The 15,687-nt window shown below is 46.0% G+C and carries 13 protein-coding genes, 2 rRNA genes and 1 other annotated feature; all 15 genes read left to right on the forward strand.

The genetic code is table 11. The features are described 5' to 3' along the window. Positions 1 to 82, forward strand: a 23S ribosomal RNA gene (locus BLT53_RS24415); the annotation flags it as partial. Positions 83 to 193: 111 nt separating this feature from the next. Next, positions 194 to 309, forward strand: a 5S ribosomal RNA gene (rrf, locus tag BLT53_RS24420). A gap of 470 nt (positions 310 to 779) precedes the next feature. Then, positions 780 to 1,763 (forward strand): FecCD family ABC transporter permease, encoded by a 984-nt coding sequence (locus tag BLT53_RS24425; RefSeq protein ID WP_244520558.1) that lies wholly within the window; start codon positions 780 to 782, stop codon positions 1,761 to 1,763. 1 nt (position 1,764) lies between these two features. Beyond that, complete coding sequence (locus tag BLT53_RS24430) at positions 1,765 to 2,781, forward strand: FecCD family ABC transporter permease (RefSeq protein ID WP_090239979.1); 1,017 nt, start codon at positions 1,765 to 1,767, stop codon at positions 2,779 to 2,781. 22 nt (positions 2,782 to 2,803) lie between these two features. Continuing rightward, the gene (locus BLT53_RS24435; RefSeq protein WP_090239982.1) at positions 2,804 to 3,718 is read left to right on the forward strand and encodes an ABC transporter substrate-binding protein; all 915 of its coding nucleotides are present in this window, start codon (positions 2,804 to 2,806) and stop codon (positions 3,716 to 3,718) included. Positions 3,719 to 3,938: 220 nt separating this feature from the next. After that, complete coding sequence (locus BLT53_RS24440) at positions 3,939 to 4,409, forward strand: CtsR family transcriptional regulator (RefSeq protein WP_090239984.1); 471 nt, start codon at positions 3,939 to 3,941, stop codon at positions 4,407 to 4,409. A 37-nt stretch (positions 4,410 to 4,446) separates the two neighbouring features. Further along, positions 4,447 to 4,983, forward strand: coding sequence for a protein-arginine kinase activator protein McsA (mcsA, locus tag BLT53_RS24445; RefSeq protein ID WP_090239987.1), 537 nt, complete (start codon positions 4,447 to 4,449; stop codon positions 4,981 to 4,983). A 3-nt stretch (positions 4,984 to 4,986) separates the two neighbouring features. After that, entirely contained in the window at positions 4,987 to 6,054 is a 1,068-nt protein-coding gene (gene mcsB / locus BLT53_RS24450) for a protein-arginine kinase McsB (RefSeq protein ID WP_090239990.1), read from the forward strand. Positions 6,055 to 6,079: 25 nt separating this feature from the next. After that, positions 6,080 to 8,512: an ATP-dependent protease ATP-binding subunit ClpC gene (gene clpC, locus BLT53_RS24455; RefSeq protein WP_090239992.1), complete on the forward strand. Its 2,433-nt coding sequence runs from the start codon at positions 6,080 to 6,082 to the stop codon at positions 8,510 to 8,512. 195 nt (positions 8,513 to 8,707) lie between these two features. Continuing rightward, on the forward strand, positions 8,708 to 10,084 hold the full coding sequence (radA, locus tag BLT53_RS24460) for a DNA repair protein RadA (protein ID WP_090239995.1): 1,377 nt from the start codon (positions 8,708 to 8,710) through the stop codon (positions 10,082 to 10,084). Positions 10,085 to 10,087: 3 nt separating this feature from the next. Next, entirely contained in the window at positions 10,088 to 11,161 is a 1,074-nt protein-coding gene (gene disA, locus BLT53_RS24465) for a DNA integrity scanning diadenylate cyclase DisA (protein WP_090239999.1), read from the forward strand. Between the two features lie 84 nt (positions 11,162 to 11,245). Next, a complete protein-coding gene (locus BLT53_RS24470; RefSeq protein WP_090240002.1) occupies positions 11,246 to 12,337 on the forward strand; it encodes a PIN/TRAM domain-containing protein in 1,092 nt (363 codons plus the stop codon). Between the two features lie 63 nt (positions 12,338 to 12,400). After that, positions 12,401 to 13,114 carry a 2-C-methyl-D-erythritol 4-phosphate cytidylyltransferase gene (ispD, locus tag BLT53_RS24475; RefSeq protein WP_090240005.1) on the forward strand — a complete coding sequence of 238 codons (714 nt, stop codon included), beginning with the start codon at positions 12,401 to 12,403 and terminating at the stop codon, positions 13,112 to 13,114. Further along, positions 13,089 to 13,565, forward strand: a complete 477-nt coding sequence (gene ispF / locus BLT53_RS24480; protein WP_090240006.1) for a 2-C-methyl-D-erythritol 2,4-cyclodiphosphate synthase — start codon at positions 13,089 to 13,091, stop codon at positions 13,563 to 13,565. The genes ispD and ispF overlap by 26 nt, the downstream gene beginning before the upstream one ends. A gap of 51 nt (positions 13,566 to 13,616) precedes the next feature. Beyond that, complete coding sequence (gene gltX, locus BLT53_RS24485) at positions 13,617 to 15,083, forward strand: glutamate--tRNA ligase (protein WP_090240008.1); 1,467 nt, start codon at positions 13,617 to 13,619, stop codon at positions 15,081 to 15,083. A 65-nt stretch (positions 15,084 to 15,148) separates the two neighbouring features. Continuing rightward, positions 15,149 to 15,393 (forward strand) — a binding site (T-box leader). The last annotated feature ends 294 nt before the right edge of the window (positions 15,394 to 15,687 follow it).

The following is a 15,687-nucleotide window of genomic DNA, read 5'->3' on the forward strand; positions in this document are numbered from 1 at the left end:
GATGATGAGGTTGATAGGTCTGGTGTGGAAGCGTGGTGACACGTGGAGCTGACAGATACTAATCGGTCGAGGGCTTATCCTTAATTATCAGTACGTTTGGATGAAGTTATCTAGTTTTGAGGGAATATGCCTCAAAAACAAAAGGTTTGTCAGCTGACGAAGAAGATCGCCGTTGATCACAAACCGATATATGTCTGGTGGCAATAGCGAAGAGGTCACACCCGTTCCCATACCGAACACGGAAGTTAAGCTCTTCAGCGCCGATGGTAGTTGGGGGCTTCCCCCTGTTAGAGTAGGACGTTGCCGGGCAAAGACGAAGCACTGCTGAGAAATCAGCGGTGCTTTTTTGTTTTGTCATGGAATGAAAATGACGTGATATTCATCCAATCGTGTTGAACGCAATTCATCGAATCAAACCGTAACTAACGCAGCGGCGAGGAACAAACAGGCCGCCAAACCTCTGGATACAAACCCTGTTTTGGCTTTGCCCGTATCAATCAGCCCTCTATTTATTTAAGGAACCAGTAAAAACTCTTACGAATGAACACCAGTTTATTCTGCTTCACTTTTTTAATTAACTAAATAGAGGAGAGTATTGATAATACCTCTGTTCACCGATATAATGTTCATATGTTTTAAATGAAAATGATTATCAATAACGCTGTTGAATGCCTCATGGCAGTTACATAAGGTACATCCCTCATGCCTGGGGTCCAAAGGGTGAGTTCATGTTAAGTAGTTCTTCTTCAAGAAAACCTGAAAGAAATCCAAAAGGATATATGTTGGTATGTTTATTTTTAATGGCGTTGGCAGGACTTGCAGTATGCATGTTTTTAGCCATCACGTTTGGGGCAAAAGAGCTGTCGCTAGCTTCAGTCTGGTCGGCGGTATTTCATTACGATCCTGCGATTACTTCGCAACAGATTATTCACGAGCTGCGGCTTCCGCGGGTGATTGGGGCTGCGATTGTAGGAGCTGCTTTTGCTGTGGCGGGAGCACTTATGCAGGGGATAACCCGGAATCCTTTGGCGGATGCCGGTATTCTAGGGATAAACGGAGGCTCCATGCTGGTTGTGGCACTGTGTTTTGCCTTTTTCCCTCATCTACCATATTCACTCCTGATGCTCTTTTCGTTTATTGGGGCTGTTCTTAGCACGCTATTTATTTTTGCGCTTGGTTCGATGTCCCCTGGGGGATTGTCTCCGCTTCGACTTACGGTTTCAGGGGCAGTGATTGCCGCCCTTTTGCATTCACTGACATCAGGAGTGGCCATCTATTTTGATTTGAGCCAGGATCTGGCTTTCTGGTATGCCGGGGGTGTAGCAGGGATGAAATGGCCATACTTGCGTATCCTTGTCCCAGTTCTTGTTGCAGCTATCCTTTGCAGCCTGTTATTGGGGAGGTCTGTATCCCTGATTGCACTAGGTGATGATATAGCTGCCAATCTTGGTGTGAATATGAATCGGATTAAGGGCACCGGTATGGCCCTTGCGGTTGTTTTAGCTGGGGTTTCCGTTTCGGCTGTAGGGTCTATCGCTTTTGTCGGTCTGGTCATTCCCCATATTGCCAGGAAGCTTGTGGGTGCAACGTATCAGCTTATCATCCCCATGTCGGCTTTGCTCGGGGCAATTCTTTTAACACTCGCTGATCTGGGAGCACGGACGGTTGATCCGCCGCGCGAACTTGCCATCGGTATTATGGTTGCTATAATAGGGGTTCCTTTCTTTCTCTATACAGCCCGCAAAGTTGGGAGTGAGTTATAGAATGAAGAAAGCTATGCCACCTGATGCCAAGAGAGCTGCTTTTGTATCCATCCTCTTTATTGTGATCAGCATCGCTTCCATATTAATCAGCTTGAATACCGGTACATTGCCGATACCGCCAGTAAAGGTGATTCAAACCCTTTTCGGATACGGCGATTTTACCAGCACGACCGTTTTATTTGATTACCGGCTTCCTCGTATCTTGATAACTATACTTGCTGGTATTGGACTGGGCATCTCGGGAGCTATTCTCCAGGGATTATCCCGCAACCCGTTAGCAGATTCCGGAATATTGGGGCTGCATGCAGGAGCAGCTTTCGGTTTGATCATTTATGTCACTTATTTTCACTCATTAAACGAGAAAGCCTCACTCTTCATCCCTTTGTTTACCTTTTTCGGCGGAGTGTTAGCCGCCTTATTCATTGTTCTTTTGGCAAAAGACCGGTTTAAAGGAATATTGCCTATTCGGCTGATTTTAGTAGGAATCGCAATCTCCGCAGGTTTTGGCGCAGTGACTCTTTTTTTGTCTCTTCGATTGAATGAAGATACCTATTTGTTTGCTTCAAGATGGCTGGTCGGCAATGTGTGGGGAAGAGATTGGATTCATGTTATATCCCTTTTGCCATGGATCTTCATTTTAAGTCCATATGCATGGCTCCAGTCTAAAACGCTGAATGTATTGTCTCTTGGTGATTCTGTCGCAACCGGGCTTGGAGCTGCGGTTCAAAAAAAGCGGCTAATATTGCTGGTTACGGCTGTAGGGTTATCGTGTGCGAGTGTTTCTGTGACAGGAAGCATAGGATTTCTGGGTTTGGTTGCCCCCCATCTTGCGCGGAGGCTAGTTGGCCCCATGTATCAGTATTTCCTTCCTTTGTCAGGGCTGATCGGCCTTGTGATTTTAGTGCTTGCTGATATGATTGGACGGTCTGTATTTGCCCCAAACTCTGTTCCTGCAGGTGTTGTAGTGGCGGCCATCGGAGCTCCCTATTTTCTTTATTTGCTTGCCAAAACAAAATAGATTTTTTATTGAGGAGAGTAAAATGAAAACTAAATTTGGAATTATACTGAGTATTGTGTTGCTTCTTGTATTATCCGCTTGCGGACAAAATAATACTGATGACAGCAAACCACCGGGCGAAAAGAAAAACAGAAAGAACACAAACGTGGCTTCCTTGTCCATTCACTTGACAAATGACCTCCTGGCGCTGGGCATTACACCTGCGGGATCAGTTGTTGGCGGAGGGTTAAAAGATTTTCTTCCCCATGTGAAGGATCAGTTGATAAACACAAAAAAACTTGGTCCCGCAGCTGATCCTGATATGGAAGCACTGCTTGCTCTAAAGCCTTCAGCTATTTATATGGACGAAGAATACGGTGGAAAAGACATCGACAAATTCAAAAAAATTGCGCCTGTTCATGTGTTTAATCTTGATGAGGGAACATGGAGAGACCATTTGAAAAAAATAGGGAAGCTTGTTGACCGGGAAAAACAGGCTGAAGAATTTGTCGAAGATTATGAAAAGGAAACAAAAGAGGTAAAAGGCTTAATCGAACACGAGCTTGGCAAAAACAGCAAGGCGATGGCGATTCGCGTAACCGCAAAGGAACTGCGTGTATTTGGAACTGCGCGTCCCATGGGTCCTCTTCTGTTTGATGATTTAGGGCTTATTCCCGCAAATGGTGTTAAAAAAGTGGATGCCAATCAGCCATATCAAGTTATCTCCCAGGAGGTACTGCCTGATTTTGATGCAGATGCCATTTTTGTGGTAGTGAATCAGGACGACCAATCAAAAACGGCCTTTAAGCAAATGGAAAACTCACCAATCTGGAAAGGATTAAAAGCGATAAAAAACAAACATGTTTATGTGATTCCTGATCAGCCATGGCTTGATTATTCGGCTATAGGCAATAAGATAGCGATGGACCAGGCAAAAAAAATCTTTTCCAAACAATAGTGTGTAACAGTAGAAGTCCCGGCGATATTTTTGAGGGGCTTCTTTTTTTAATCCTTCAAAAAGAAACGATTAACAGGAAAAATATCGGGTAATACTGTGAGAGAAATACCTTGTTCCCCAATGAGGCAGAAAGTATTCATTAGTTGCATAAAACCTGGGAAACGGACTATAATATATACATAAGTCAAAGATAGTCAAAGTCAGAGGGGAGGGGAGCAGGTTGAAAAATATCTCAGACATTATTGAAGAATATTTGAAGCAGGTCATTGCAGGTTCGAATGATAAATTCATTGAAATCAAACGGACGGATATTGCTGAAAAATTCCAGTGTGTACCCTCCCAGATCAACTATGTTATCAATACACGATTCACCGTAGAAAAAGGATTTGTTGTGGAAAGCAAACGGGGGGGCGGGGGCTATATCCGGATTATTAAGGTAAAGACGGAAAATTACGTCCACCTGATTGACCAGCTGCTGCTTTTGATTAATGACCGTATCTCACAGGGCAATGCCGAAAATGTGGTACTGCGGCTGCTGGATGAACAGATCATATCGGAGCGCGAAGCTAGAATCATGCTGAGCGTCATTGACCGTACTGTTCTTCAAGTGTTAGACCTTCCTGAGCGTGATCAATTGAGAGCCGAATTATTAAAAGGCATGATTCGGACGCTAAAATTTAGAACCAGATAACGTTGTATCACATTTATTAATAGGGGAGGAGAATAAAATGTTTTGCCAGGAATGCCATGAACGGCCTGCCACTTTGCACTTTACAAAGATTGTAAATGGGCAGAAAACAGAATTTCATATTTGTGAGCATTGTGCAAAAGAAAAAGGAGAATTCCTTCCGGGGTCGAATACATTCTCTATTCATCAGCTGCTTTCCGGACTTCTTTATGGAGATCCGGCTATATCGGGAACAGCTTCTCCGGGACTTTCGCAGCAATCAGTTCTGGCGTGCCCGAAATGCGGCATGACATATCAACAGTTTGCCAAAATTGGCCGATTTGGATGCCGCCATTGTTATGAAGTATTTGACTCCAGGCTTGATCCAATTTTAAAGCGGGTGCACGGAGGAAATACAAAGCATGAGGGGAAAATTCCAAAGCGGATTGGCAGCGGACTTCAGGAAAAACGGGAATTGGAAAATTTAAAAAAATCCATGCAGCAGTATATCCTGAATGAGGAGTTCGAAAAGGCTGCTGAAACCCGGGATAAGATCCGGCTTTTAGAAAAGCAAAAGCATCAGGAAAAGGGGGAATAGCGCATGTCACTGGAACATTTTATAAGTGAAGCTATCAGTCCCTGGATGAAGGAAGAAGGACCTGATTCTGATATTGTGTTAAGCAGCAGGATCCGGCTCGCCCGAAACCTGGAAAATTATAATTTCCCCGATTTTGCTTCCAAAGAAGAATCAGAAACCGTGATTCGTAAAGTACACGAAGCAAATGGGGACCAGGAGTACGGAAATTGTGGCAAATTCGAAATTCTTTCACTGGATCAGCTAAAACCCCTGGCAAAAAGGGTATTGGTAGAAAAGCACCTTATTAGCCCTCATCTTGCCGAACAATCCAAATATGGAGCGGTCATGCTGAACGAGGATGAATCGGTAAGCATTATGATTAACGAAGAAGATCATTTGCGCATTCAGTGCCTGTTTGCAGGCTTCCAGCTGAAAGAAGCGTTAAAGCTTGCCGGAGAACTGGATGACTGGCTTGAAGAAAAAGTGGATTATGCGTTCGACGAAGAAAGAGGCTACCTAACAAGCTGTCCGACCAATGTTGGAACAGGGCTTAGAGCTTCTGTTATGATGCATCTTCCGGCTTTGGTTATTACCAAACAAATGAGCCGCATTATTCCGGCCATCAACCAGCTGGGGCTGGTGGTGAGAGGAATATATGGAGAGGGAACAGAAGCTCAGGGAAATGTGTTCCAAATTTCCAATCAAATTACGCTTGGGAAATCGGAAGAAGATATCGTTGAAGATTTGCGTGGCGTTGTCCTCCAATTGATACAGCAGGAAAGGGCCGCGCGAAACAATCTGCAGCAGGGATTGAAAATTCAGCTGGAAGACCGAATCTTCAGGTCATACGGCGTCTTGGCCAACAGCCGGATCATCCAGTCCAAGGAAGCGGCGCAATGCCTTTCCGATGTAAGGCTAGGGATAGATCTGGGAGTGATCCAGGGGATTTCCCGATCGATATTAAATGAGTTAATGATACTTACACAACCGGGCTTTTTACAGCAGTATGCCAATGAAATGTTGGGTCCCGATGAGCGTGATATCCTGCGGGCTACGCTGATCCGGGAAAGAGTTGAACTTGAAGAAGCTTAAAATCCGAATGGGAGTGTGACTGATTATGATGTTTGGTCGATTTACAGAACGAGCTCAAAAAGTACTTGCGCTGGCACAGGAAGAAGCCATCCGTCTTGGCCATAATAATGTTGGAACGGAGCACATTCTACTTGGCTTAATCCGCGAAGGAGAAGGAATTGCTGCAAAAGCGCTCCATGTTCTCGGACTCGGTCCTGAGAAGATCCAAAAAGAAGTGGAAACACTGATTGGACGCGGCCAGGAATCCGTGCAAACCATCCATTACACTCCAAGGGCAAAAAAGGTTATTGAACTGTCAATGGATGAAGCGAGAAAGCTCGGACACTCTTACGTGGGAACAGAGCATATCCTTCTGGGTCTGATCCGTGAAGGAGAAGGCGTAGCAGCCCGTGTACTTAACAATTTGGGCGTGAGCCTGAATAAGGCCCGCCAGCAGGTGCTTCAGCTGCTGGGAAGCAATGAAGCATCCTCCAACCACAGAGGGGCTTCCACAAATGCCAATACACCGACTCTGGACAGTCTTGCGAGAGACTTGACTGCGATCGCAAAGGATGGGAGCCTGGATCCGGTCATCGGAAGATCCAAGGAAATCCAGAGGGTCATTGAGGTGTTGAGCCGCCGAACGAAGAACAACCCGGTTCTGATCGGTGAGCCCGGGGTTGGTAAAACGGCGATCGCCGAAGGCCTTGCTCAGCAAATCATCAACAATGAAGTACCTGAAACCCTTCGTGATAAAAGAGTAATGACATTGGATATGGGAACCGTGGTTGCGGGAACAAAATACCGCGGTGAATTTGAAGACCGCCTGAAGAAAGTAATGGATGAAATCCGCCAGGCCGGAAATATCATTCTTTTCATTGATGAACTGCATACCTTGATCGGAGCAGGAGGGGCAGAAGGCGCAATCGATGCCTCAAATATCTTAAAGCCTGCACTTGCCCGCGGTGAACTTCAATGTATCGGTGCCACCACGCTTGACGAGTACCGCAAGTATATCGAGAAGGATGCAGCACTCGAACGCCGCTTCCAGCCGATTACAGTGAACGAACCGACAAAAGATGAGAGCACACAGATTCTCCAGGGTCTGCGCGACCGTTATGAAGCCCATCACCGTGTGACCATTACGGATGACGCCATCGAAGCAGCGGTCAACTTGTCCGACCGTTACATTTCCGACCGCTTCCTTCCGGATAAAGCGATCGACCTGATTGACGAGGCTGCATCCAAAGTGAGACTTCGTTCATATACTGCGCCGCCAAATCTAAAAGAGCTTGAACTTAAGCTTGAAGAAGTGCGCAAGGAAAAAGACGCAGCGGTTCAAAGCCAGGAATTCGAAAAAGCAGCGTCACTCAGGGATACTGAGCAGCGCCTGCGTGAGGAATTGGAGAAAACCAAAAACGTATGGAAAGAAAAGCAAGGTCAGGAAAACACGGAAGTGACTCCGGAAGACATCGCACAAGTAGTGTCCAGCTGGACGGGAGTACCGGTTTCCAAACTGGCTGAAGAAGAAACTGAGCGCCTCTTGAAACTGGAGGAAATCCTTCATAACCGGGTGATCGGGCAGCACGAAGCCGTTCAATCCATTTCAAAAGCCATCCGTCGTGCACGTGCAGGACTAAAAGATCCGAAGCGTCCGATCGGTTCATTCATTTTCCTTGGACCGACTGGTGTTGGTAAGACGGAATTGGCCCGTGCCGTGGCTGAATCCCTTTTTGGTGATGAAGATGCGATTATCCGAATCGACATGTCCGAGTATATGGAAAAACACACGACTTCCCGATTGGTCGGTTCACCTCCAGGATACGTTGGACATGAGGAAGGCGGACAGCTGACTGAAAAAGTCCGCCGAAAGCCATACTCTGTTATCCTTCTGGATGAGATTGAAAAAGCGCATCCTGAAGTGTTTAACATTTTGCTGCAAGTGCTTGAAGATGGCCGCTTAACCGACTCAAAAGGCCGTACCGTGGACTTCCGAAACACGGTTGTCATCATGACGTCCAATGTTGGTGCAAGTACGCTCAAACGCAACAGCTCACTCGGATTCACTGTTCATACAGAAGATCAGCAATACAATGATATGAAAACAAAAGTGATGGCTGAGCTGAAAAAGGCATTCCGTCCAGAATTTTTGAACCGTATCGATGAGATCATCGTGTTCCACTCACTTGAGAAAACACATCTTAAGCAGATTGTTACTCTGATGGCAGAATCCTTGATCAACCGTCTCAGGGATCAGGGCATCGAAATCGAGCTTACCGATGCTGCACTCGATAAGATTACGGAAGAAGGCTATGATCCGGATTATGGAGCACGTCCATTACGCCGTGCATTGCAGCGTAAAATCGAAGACCGCTTATCCGAAGAGCTGTTAAGAGGAAATATCAGCAAAGGTAACACGGTCAAAATCGATGTCGACAATAACGACTTTGTGGTAGAGACCGTCGGAGCTTCTTCATAATTGTCAGTGTCATTTTGGCAGAACCCGGAAGACAAACATGTCTTCCGGGTTCTTTTCCATGATATTTGCGTTTTGTCAGAATTCCAAACGCCCCCAATGGAAAGACGGGTATGATGTTTGCTAAAATAAAGACATAGAGATAAAAAGAAAGAATCGTTTGCTGTCAAATGACAGTTGAACATAGAGGAGAACGTAATGGCCAAAAACAAGTCTGTTTTTATGTGCCAGGAATGTGGTTATGAATCACCTAAATGGATGGGGAAATGTCCGGGCTGCCACCAATGGAACACCATGGTGGAAGAAGTCATCAAGAAAGATACCCCAACCAGGGGGTTATCCGCCTCTTCCTCATCCGGCACACAGCAAAAACCCCAATCCATTGTTTCTGTAAAAAGTGAGCAGGAGCCGCGGATCAATACCCATACAACAGAGCTGAACCGTGTACTCGGAGGCGGCATTGTACCGGGATCACTCGTATTGGTTGGCGGTGATCCCGGTATCGGAAAGTCTACCCTTCTGCTGCAAACTTCTGCTAAATTGGCAGAGCACGGGCAAAAGGTGCTGTATATTTCAGGAGAGGAATCCGTCAAGCAGACGAAACTTCGTTCGGACCGTCTTGATATAGCGGCCGAAGAGCTGTTTGTTTTGGCAGAGACGGACCTGGATCTCATAGAAAAAGCGGTGAACGATATTAATCCTTCGGTCGTGATCATCGATTCCATTCAGACGGTTTACCGGCCGGAGGTAACAAGTGCTCCGGGAAGTGTTTCCCAGGTGAGAGAATGTACTTCTCACTTTATGCGGATTGCTAAAACAAAAGGCATTGCTATTTTTATCGTAGGCCATGTGACAAAAGAAGGGGCCATCGCCGGTCCTAGAATGCTTGAGCACATGGTGGATGCTGTGCTTTACTTTGAAGGAGAGCGCCATCATACGTACCGGATTTTACGGGCGGTTAAAAACCGCTTCGGTTCAACCAATGAAATCGGCGTATTCGAAATGAAAGAGCTGGGCCTTGCTGAGGTGCTTAATCCATCGGAAATTTTTCTGGAGGAACGTTCGAAAGGCGTAGCGGGATCAACTGTTGTGGCTTCATTAGAAGGAACAAGACCCATGCTTGTAGAAATACAGGCATTAGTATCTCCTACAAGTTTTGGAAATCCAAGAAGGATGGCTACCGGCATTGACCACAACCGTGTCTCGCTACTGATGGCAGTTCTTGAAAAAAGGGTCGGGCTTCTGCTTCAAAATCAGGATGCCTATCTGAATGTTGCCGGAGGAGTAAGGCTGGATGAACCGGCTGTTGACCTTTCGGTTGCTGTAAGCATCGCTTCGAGTTTTCGTGATGCACCAACGCGTCCAACCGATGTCATCATTGGCGAGGTGGGATTAACAGGCGAGGTCCGACGGGTATCGAGGATTGACCAGCGGATCCATGAAGCAGCCAAGCTGGGTTTTGAGAGAGCCATCATTCCGGATAAAAACCTTGGGGGCTGGACGATCCCTAAAGGAATTGAAGTTATTGGTGTGTCTACTGTCGAAGAGACATTGCACTATACTTTGGGAGGATAACGTATGGATCATATTCTAAAAGAAGCAATCATCAGCAACATGCTGCAGCTTGTTGCACCGGGAACGCCCCTCAGAGAGGGTATAGACAATGTGCTCCGTGCAAACACCGGCGGCCTCATCGTTGTCGGCTATAACGATAAAGTCACTCAGCTCGTTGACGGAGGGTTCTCCATCAACTGTAAATATTCGCCTGCCTCTCTGTATGAGCTGGCCAAAATGGATGGAGCAATCATTCTGAGCGAGGATGCGTCACGCATTCTGTACGCCAATACACAGCTGGTACCGGATACCTCCATTCCTTCCACGGAAACGGGAATCCGGCATCGAACGGCTGAACGGGTGGCCCGCCAGACAGGAAATCTTGTCATTTCCATCTCACAGCGCCGGAATGTCATCACGCTGTATCAGGGTGTGATCCGCTATTCGTTGAAAGATATTGGTGTTATTTTGACGAAGGCCAATCAGGCTATTCAAACGCTTGAAAAGTACAAAGTTGTATTTGACCAGAGCGTTACGAACCTTGGCGCCCTTGAATTTGAAGAACTGGTGACGTTCCAGGAAGTATCTCAGGTCATTCATCGCATTGAAATGGTTCTAAGAATAAAGAATGAAATCATAAAATATGTTAATGAGTTAGGCGTAGAGGGAAGATTAATACGTATGCAGATGGAAGAACTTGTCGCTAACATTGAAGATGAGGCTGTTCTTCTGATCAAAGATTATGTAAAAGACAAAAAGCACGACCCGGCTCATATCCTGCGGCAGCTGAAGAAACTGTCTAGTGATGAACTGTTTGACGAGAATGTCATTGTTAAACTGCTGGGTCATTCGCCTTCCGCCAACGTGCAGGAGGAAACTGTTCATCCAAGGGGCTACAGAATCCTTTCAAAGATTCCAAGACTTCCAACTCTGATTGTAGAGAATTTGATTGGCACGTTCGACAGTCTTCCTAGCATTCTCCGGGCTTCCATCAAAGAACTGGATGAAGTGGAAGGCATCGGGGAAATTCGTGCCAAGAAAATTAAGGATGGCCTGAAACGGATTCAGGAGCAGCTTTTTGTAGACAGGCATATTTAAATGACGAAAATTTTATGGAAATTCTCACACGAACACGTTTCAAAACAGACTTTCTGTAAATAATGGTTAAGGGAGGTGAAATGCATGCTAAAAAGGTTTGTACAGCTATTTTTTGTTGTTGTTGGTGGCATGCTTGGTTTTATCTATGTCCCTGACATTATCCGTATATTGAATTTGGGTGATTTGCCCAGCGAATTAACGTCTTCTTATGCGGGAGCGGTCTTGGGGGCACTTATATTCTTTTTATCTACATTTTGGGTAACAGATTACATCGTGGGGCTGATTCGATGGGTGGAAGAAACCGTCGTTAAAGCACCGGTCACAGATGTACTCTTCGGAACAATCGGACTTATATTTGGACTTATAGTAGCGTTTTTTGTGCAGCTTCCGCTTAACAACATCAATGTCGTGGTCTTCAGTTCTATTCTTCCTATCTTTCTTACCCTTTTGCTCGGGTATCTCGGATTTCAGGTGGGCTTTAAAAAGCGGGACGAACTCATCGCCCTTTTTTCCATTAACCGGGCCGGAAAAGAACGAAAAAAGGATGCTGAAGAGGAAAAGCTGAAAGGGAAGTACAAAATTCTGGATACTAGTGTCATCATTGACGGCAGGGTAGCGGATATTTGCCAGACGGGCTTTTTGGAAGGTCCGCTGATTATTCCCCGTTTTGTACTCGAAGAGCTTCAGCACATTGCTGACTCCTCCGATGTCCTTAAACGAAACAGAGGCCGGCGCGGTCTGGATATTCTGAACCGTATCCAAAAAGAGCTTTCGATCAAGGTTGAAATTTACGAAGGGGACTTTGAAGATGTCAGCGAGGTTGACAGCAAATTGGTGAAGCTTGCCCAGCTGCTGTCTGGTGTTGTTGTGACCAATGATTTTAATCTGAACAAGGTCTGTGAGCTTCAAAATGTGTTAGTATTGAACATAAATGACCTTGCCAACGCGGTCAAACCTGTCGTTCTTCCGGGTGAAGAATTAATCGTGCAGGTGATCAAGGACGGCAAGGAACACAACCAGGGAGTCGGCTATTTGGATGACGGCACAATGATCGTTGTCGAAGAAGGCAGAAATTACATTGGCAAGACGATTGATGTCCTGGTTACCAGCGTGTTGCAGACATCTGCCGGACGGATGATTTTTGCCAAGCCGAAGCTGCTGGAAAAAGCATTATAACTAAAAGCCTACAAGAGAACTGTTCGTTTCTCTGTATGCAGTCTAGAGTGGTGGAGAAGGTTGTTGGAGTACAGCATGGTAATCCCTGCAGCAGGTCAGGGGAAAAGGATGAACGCAGGCAAGAACAAACAATGGATCGAGCTGAAGGGAAAGCCGCTGATTGCCCATACGCTGTCCGTTTTTGAGAAAGATTCATGGTGCCGTGAAATTATCCTTGTCGTGAACGAGGCGGAGAAGGATCAATTTCATGAACTGGTCGACCGTTTTTCTTTTCAAAAGGTTACCAAGATCGTTCGCGGCGGAGCGGAGCGTCAGCACAGTGTATTTGAAGGACTGAAGGCAGTGGCGCAAACGGATCTAGCCCTGATTCATGATGGTGCCCGTCCTTTTGTCCAACAAAACTACATCCATGAACTCGTGGGTAAAGCAAATGAAACAGGAGCCGCTATTCTGGCGGTTCCGTTAAAAGATACGGTAAAAAAAGCAAAGGGCGAAACCGTGACTGAAACGGTAGACCGTGCGAGCTTGTGGGCTGTCCAAACACCACAAGCTTTTCGTCTGCCTGTCGTTTTGCAGGCCCACCAAAAGGCGGCGGAATCGGGCTATCTCGGCACCGATGACGCCAGCCTGGTGGAGCTGACAGGGTACCCGGTTTCCATCGTCGAGGGCGATTATTTAAATATTAAATTAACGACCGTACACGACTTGATTTTTGCCAATGCCATTTTGGAACAAAGGGAGAGAGAAACATATGATTCGAGTGGGACAAGGCTATGATGTACACCAGCTGGTGGAAGGGCGGCCGCTGATTATCGGGGGAATCACGGTTCCTTATGAAAAAGGCCTGCTTGGCCATTCTGATGCGGATGTGCTTTTACATGCCGTGACGGACGCGTTGCTCGGTGCTGCAGGAGAAGGGGACATCGGCAAGCATTTTCCAGATACGGATGAGGCCTTTAAGGATGCCGATTCCAAAAAACTTCTTCAGGAATCCTGGGAGATTGTAAAGAAAAAGGGATATGAGCTTAACAATGTGGATTGCACCATTATTGCCCAAAAGCCAAAAATGGCACCATATATCGAGGAAATGCGTGGTGTAATTGCCGGAATTTTTGGAGTGGAAACTGACCAGATCAACGTAAAGGCGACGACAACCGAAAAGCTGGGCTTCACGGGCCGCAGTGAGGGCATTGCGGCCAATGCAGTAATCCTTATTACAAAAAAGTAGACGAAAGTGGTACAATGAACAAAGCATAAAAATGAACGAGGTGGACGTAAAATGTCAAACGACGTAAGGGTACGGTATGCGCCAAGCCCAACAGGACATTTACATATAGGGAATGCAAGAACGGCGCTGTTTAATTATTTGTTTGCCCGTCATCATAACGGCAAAATGATCATCCGTATTGAAGACACAGACCAAAAGCGAAACATTCAGGGCGGCGTGGAAAGCCAGTTAACATATTTAAAATGGCTAGGCATCGACTGGGATGAAAGCATTGATGTGGGCGGAGAATACGGTCCATACACTCAAATGGAACGCTTGGACATCTACAAAGAACACTATCAGGATTTGCTAGACCGCGGTTTGGCTTATCCATGCTACTGTACAGAAGAGGAGCTTGAAGCTTCACGCGACGAGCAGGTAGCCAGAAATGAAACGCCGCACTATTCCGGAAAGTGCCGTCATCTTACTGAAGACGAGCGAAAAGCGCTTGAAGCAGAAGGACGTAAGCCGAGCATTCGTTTTGCTGTGCCGGCGGACCATACCTATGCGTTTTCCGATATGGTAAAAGGGGATGTTTCGTTCGATTCCAATGGGATCGGGGATTATGTCATTGTGAAAAAGGACGGCATCCCAACGTATAACTTTGCAGTAGCCATCGATGATCATTTGATGAAGATTTCCCATGTACTGCGCGGGGATGATCATATTTCCAATACACCAAAACAGCTGATGATTTATGAAGCATTCGGCTGGGAACCACCGGTGTTTGGCCACATGACACTGATCTTTAACGAAAACCGCAAAAAGCTCAGCAAACGTGACGAGTCTATCATTCAGTTCATTGAACAGTATGAACAGTTAGGCTATATTCCTGAAGCTTTGTTTAATTTTATTACGCTGCTTGGCTGGTCTCCGGTTGGAGAGGAAGAAATTTTTACAAAGGAAGAGTTCATCGAGATATTTGATGCGTCCCGCCTTTCTAAAGCTCCGGCTATTTTTGACAAGCAGAAATTGCTTTGGGTAAATAACCAGTACATGAAAAAGCAAGACCTTGAAACGGTCATGGAACTTACGATTCCGCATCTGGTGGAAGCCGGACGCTTAAAAGAGGACATGTCAGCAGAAGACCGTGAGTGGGCAGCCAAGCTTGTGGCTCTTTATCAGGAAAAACTAAGCTACGGTGCTGAAATCGTCGAGCAGACTGACGTGTTCTTCAAGAAACAGATTGAATATGAAGAAGAAGCGCTTGAAGTGCTGAAAGGCGAAACCGTTCCTGAAGTTGTTGCTTCTTTCAAAGGACACGTTAAAGCGATCACCGATTTCTCCGCAGAAGAAGTAAAGGCTGCGATCAAGGCAACCCAAAAGGAAACAAAACAAAAAGGGAAAAATCTCTTTATGCCGATCCGCGTGGCAACCACAGGCCAAACGCACGGACCTGACCTGCCGCAGGCCATTTCCCTGTTCGGAAAAGAAGAGATCCTGAAGCGCTTGGATCATACAGCATCGCGTCTCGCTTAAATTTATCAGGCAAAATTAGTTAACATTTTGCCCGCAATGTAATATATTAAAAGAAATTAATTACAGCGACAGCAAGGATGAGGAGAGTAAGTTTCTCATTTTCATACCAGAGAGGACCACCTTGGCTGAAAGTGGTTTATGAAAAAGGAATCTGAAGTGCACCTCGGAGCCTTTTATCGAACCATTAGTAGATAAAAGCGGCCCTCCACGTTACGGAGTACAAGGGAAGAGCAAAAATATCGAATTTCCTCGTTGTTTTTCGTATTTTTGTTGTTAAACAGAGTGGAACCGCGCCAAAAGCGTCTCTGTGCATATGCACAGGACGCTTTTTTATATGCCCAAGCGGGGTTCCACGGGATTACAAGCGGAAAAGGGAGATTTACCGGCGGAAAAAATGTAAATACCGGCTAAAACAAAGGATTTTACACGCGAAATCACACATTTACCCGCCAAACAGGATTATGGTCAACTAGCACATAGTTGTTAGCCGTTTCAGCTTTTCTCGATCTAGCTTCAGTGACCAGAGACTCGACCATTTCACTCTTTCACTACAACACAAAGAGCGTGTTGCCGTTCAAGAGTTCCAATGTTTTTCGTCTCTAAA

It is taken from the genome of Fictibacillus solisalsi (genome assembly GCF_900103485.1).
Taxonomy (GTDB): Bacteria; Bacillota; Bacilli; order Bacillales; family Fictibacillaceae; genus Fictibacillus_C; species Fictibacillus_C solisalsi.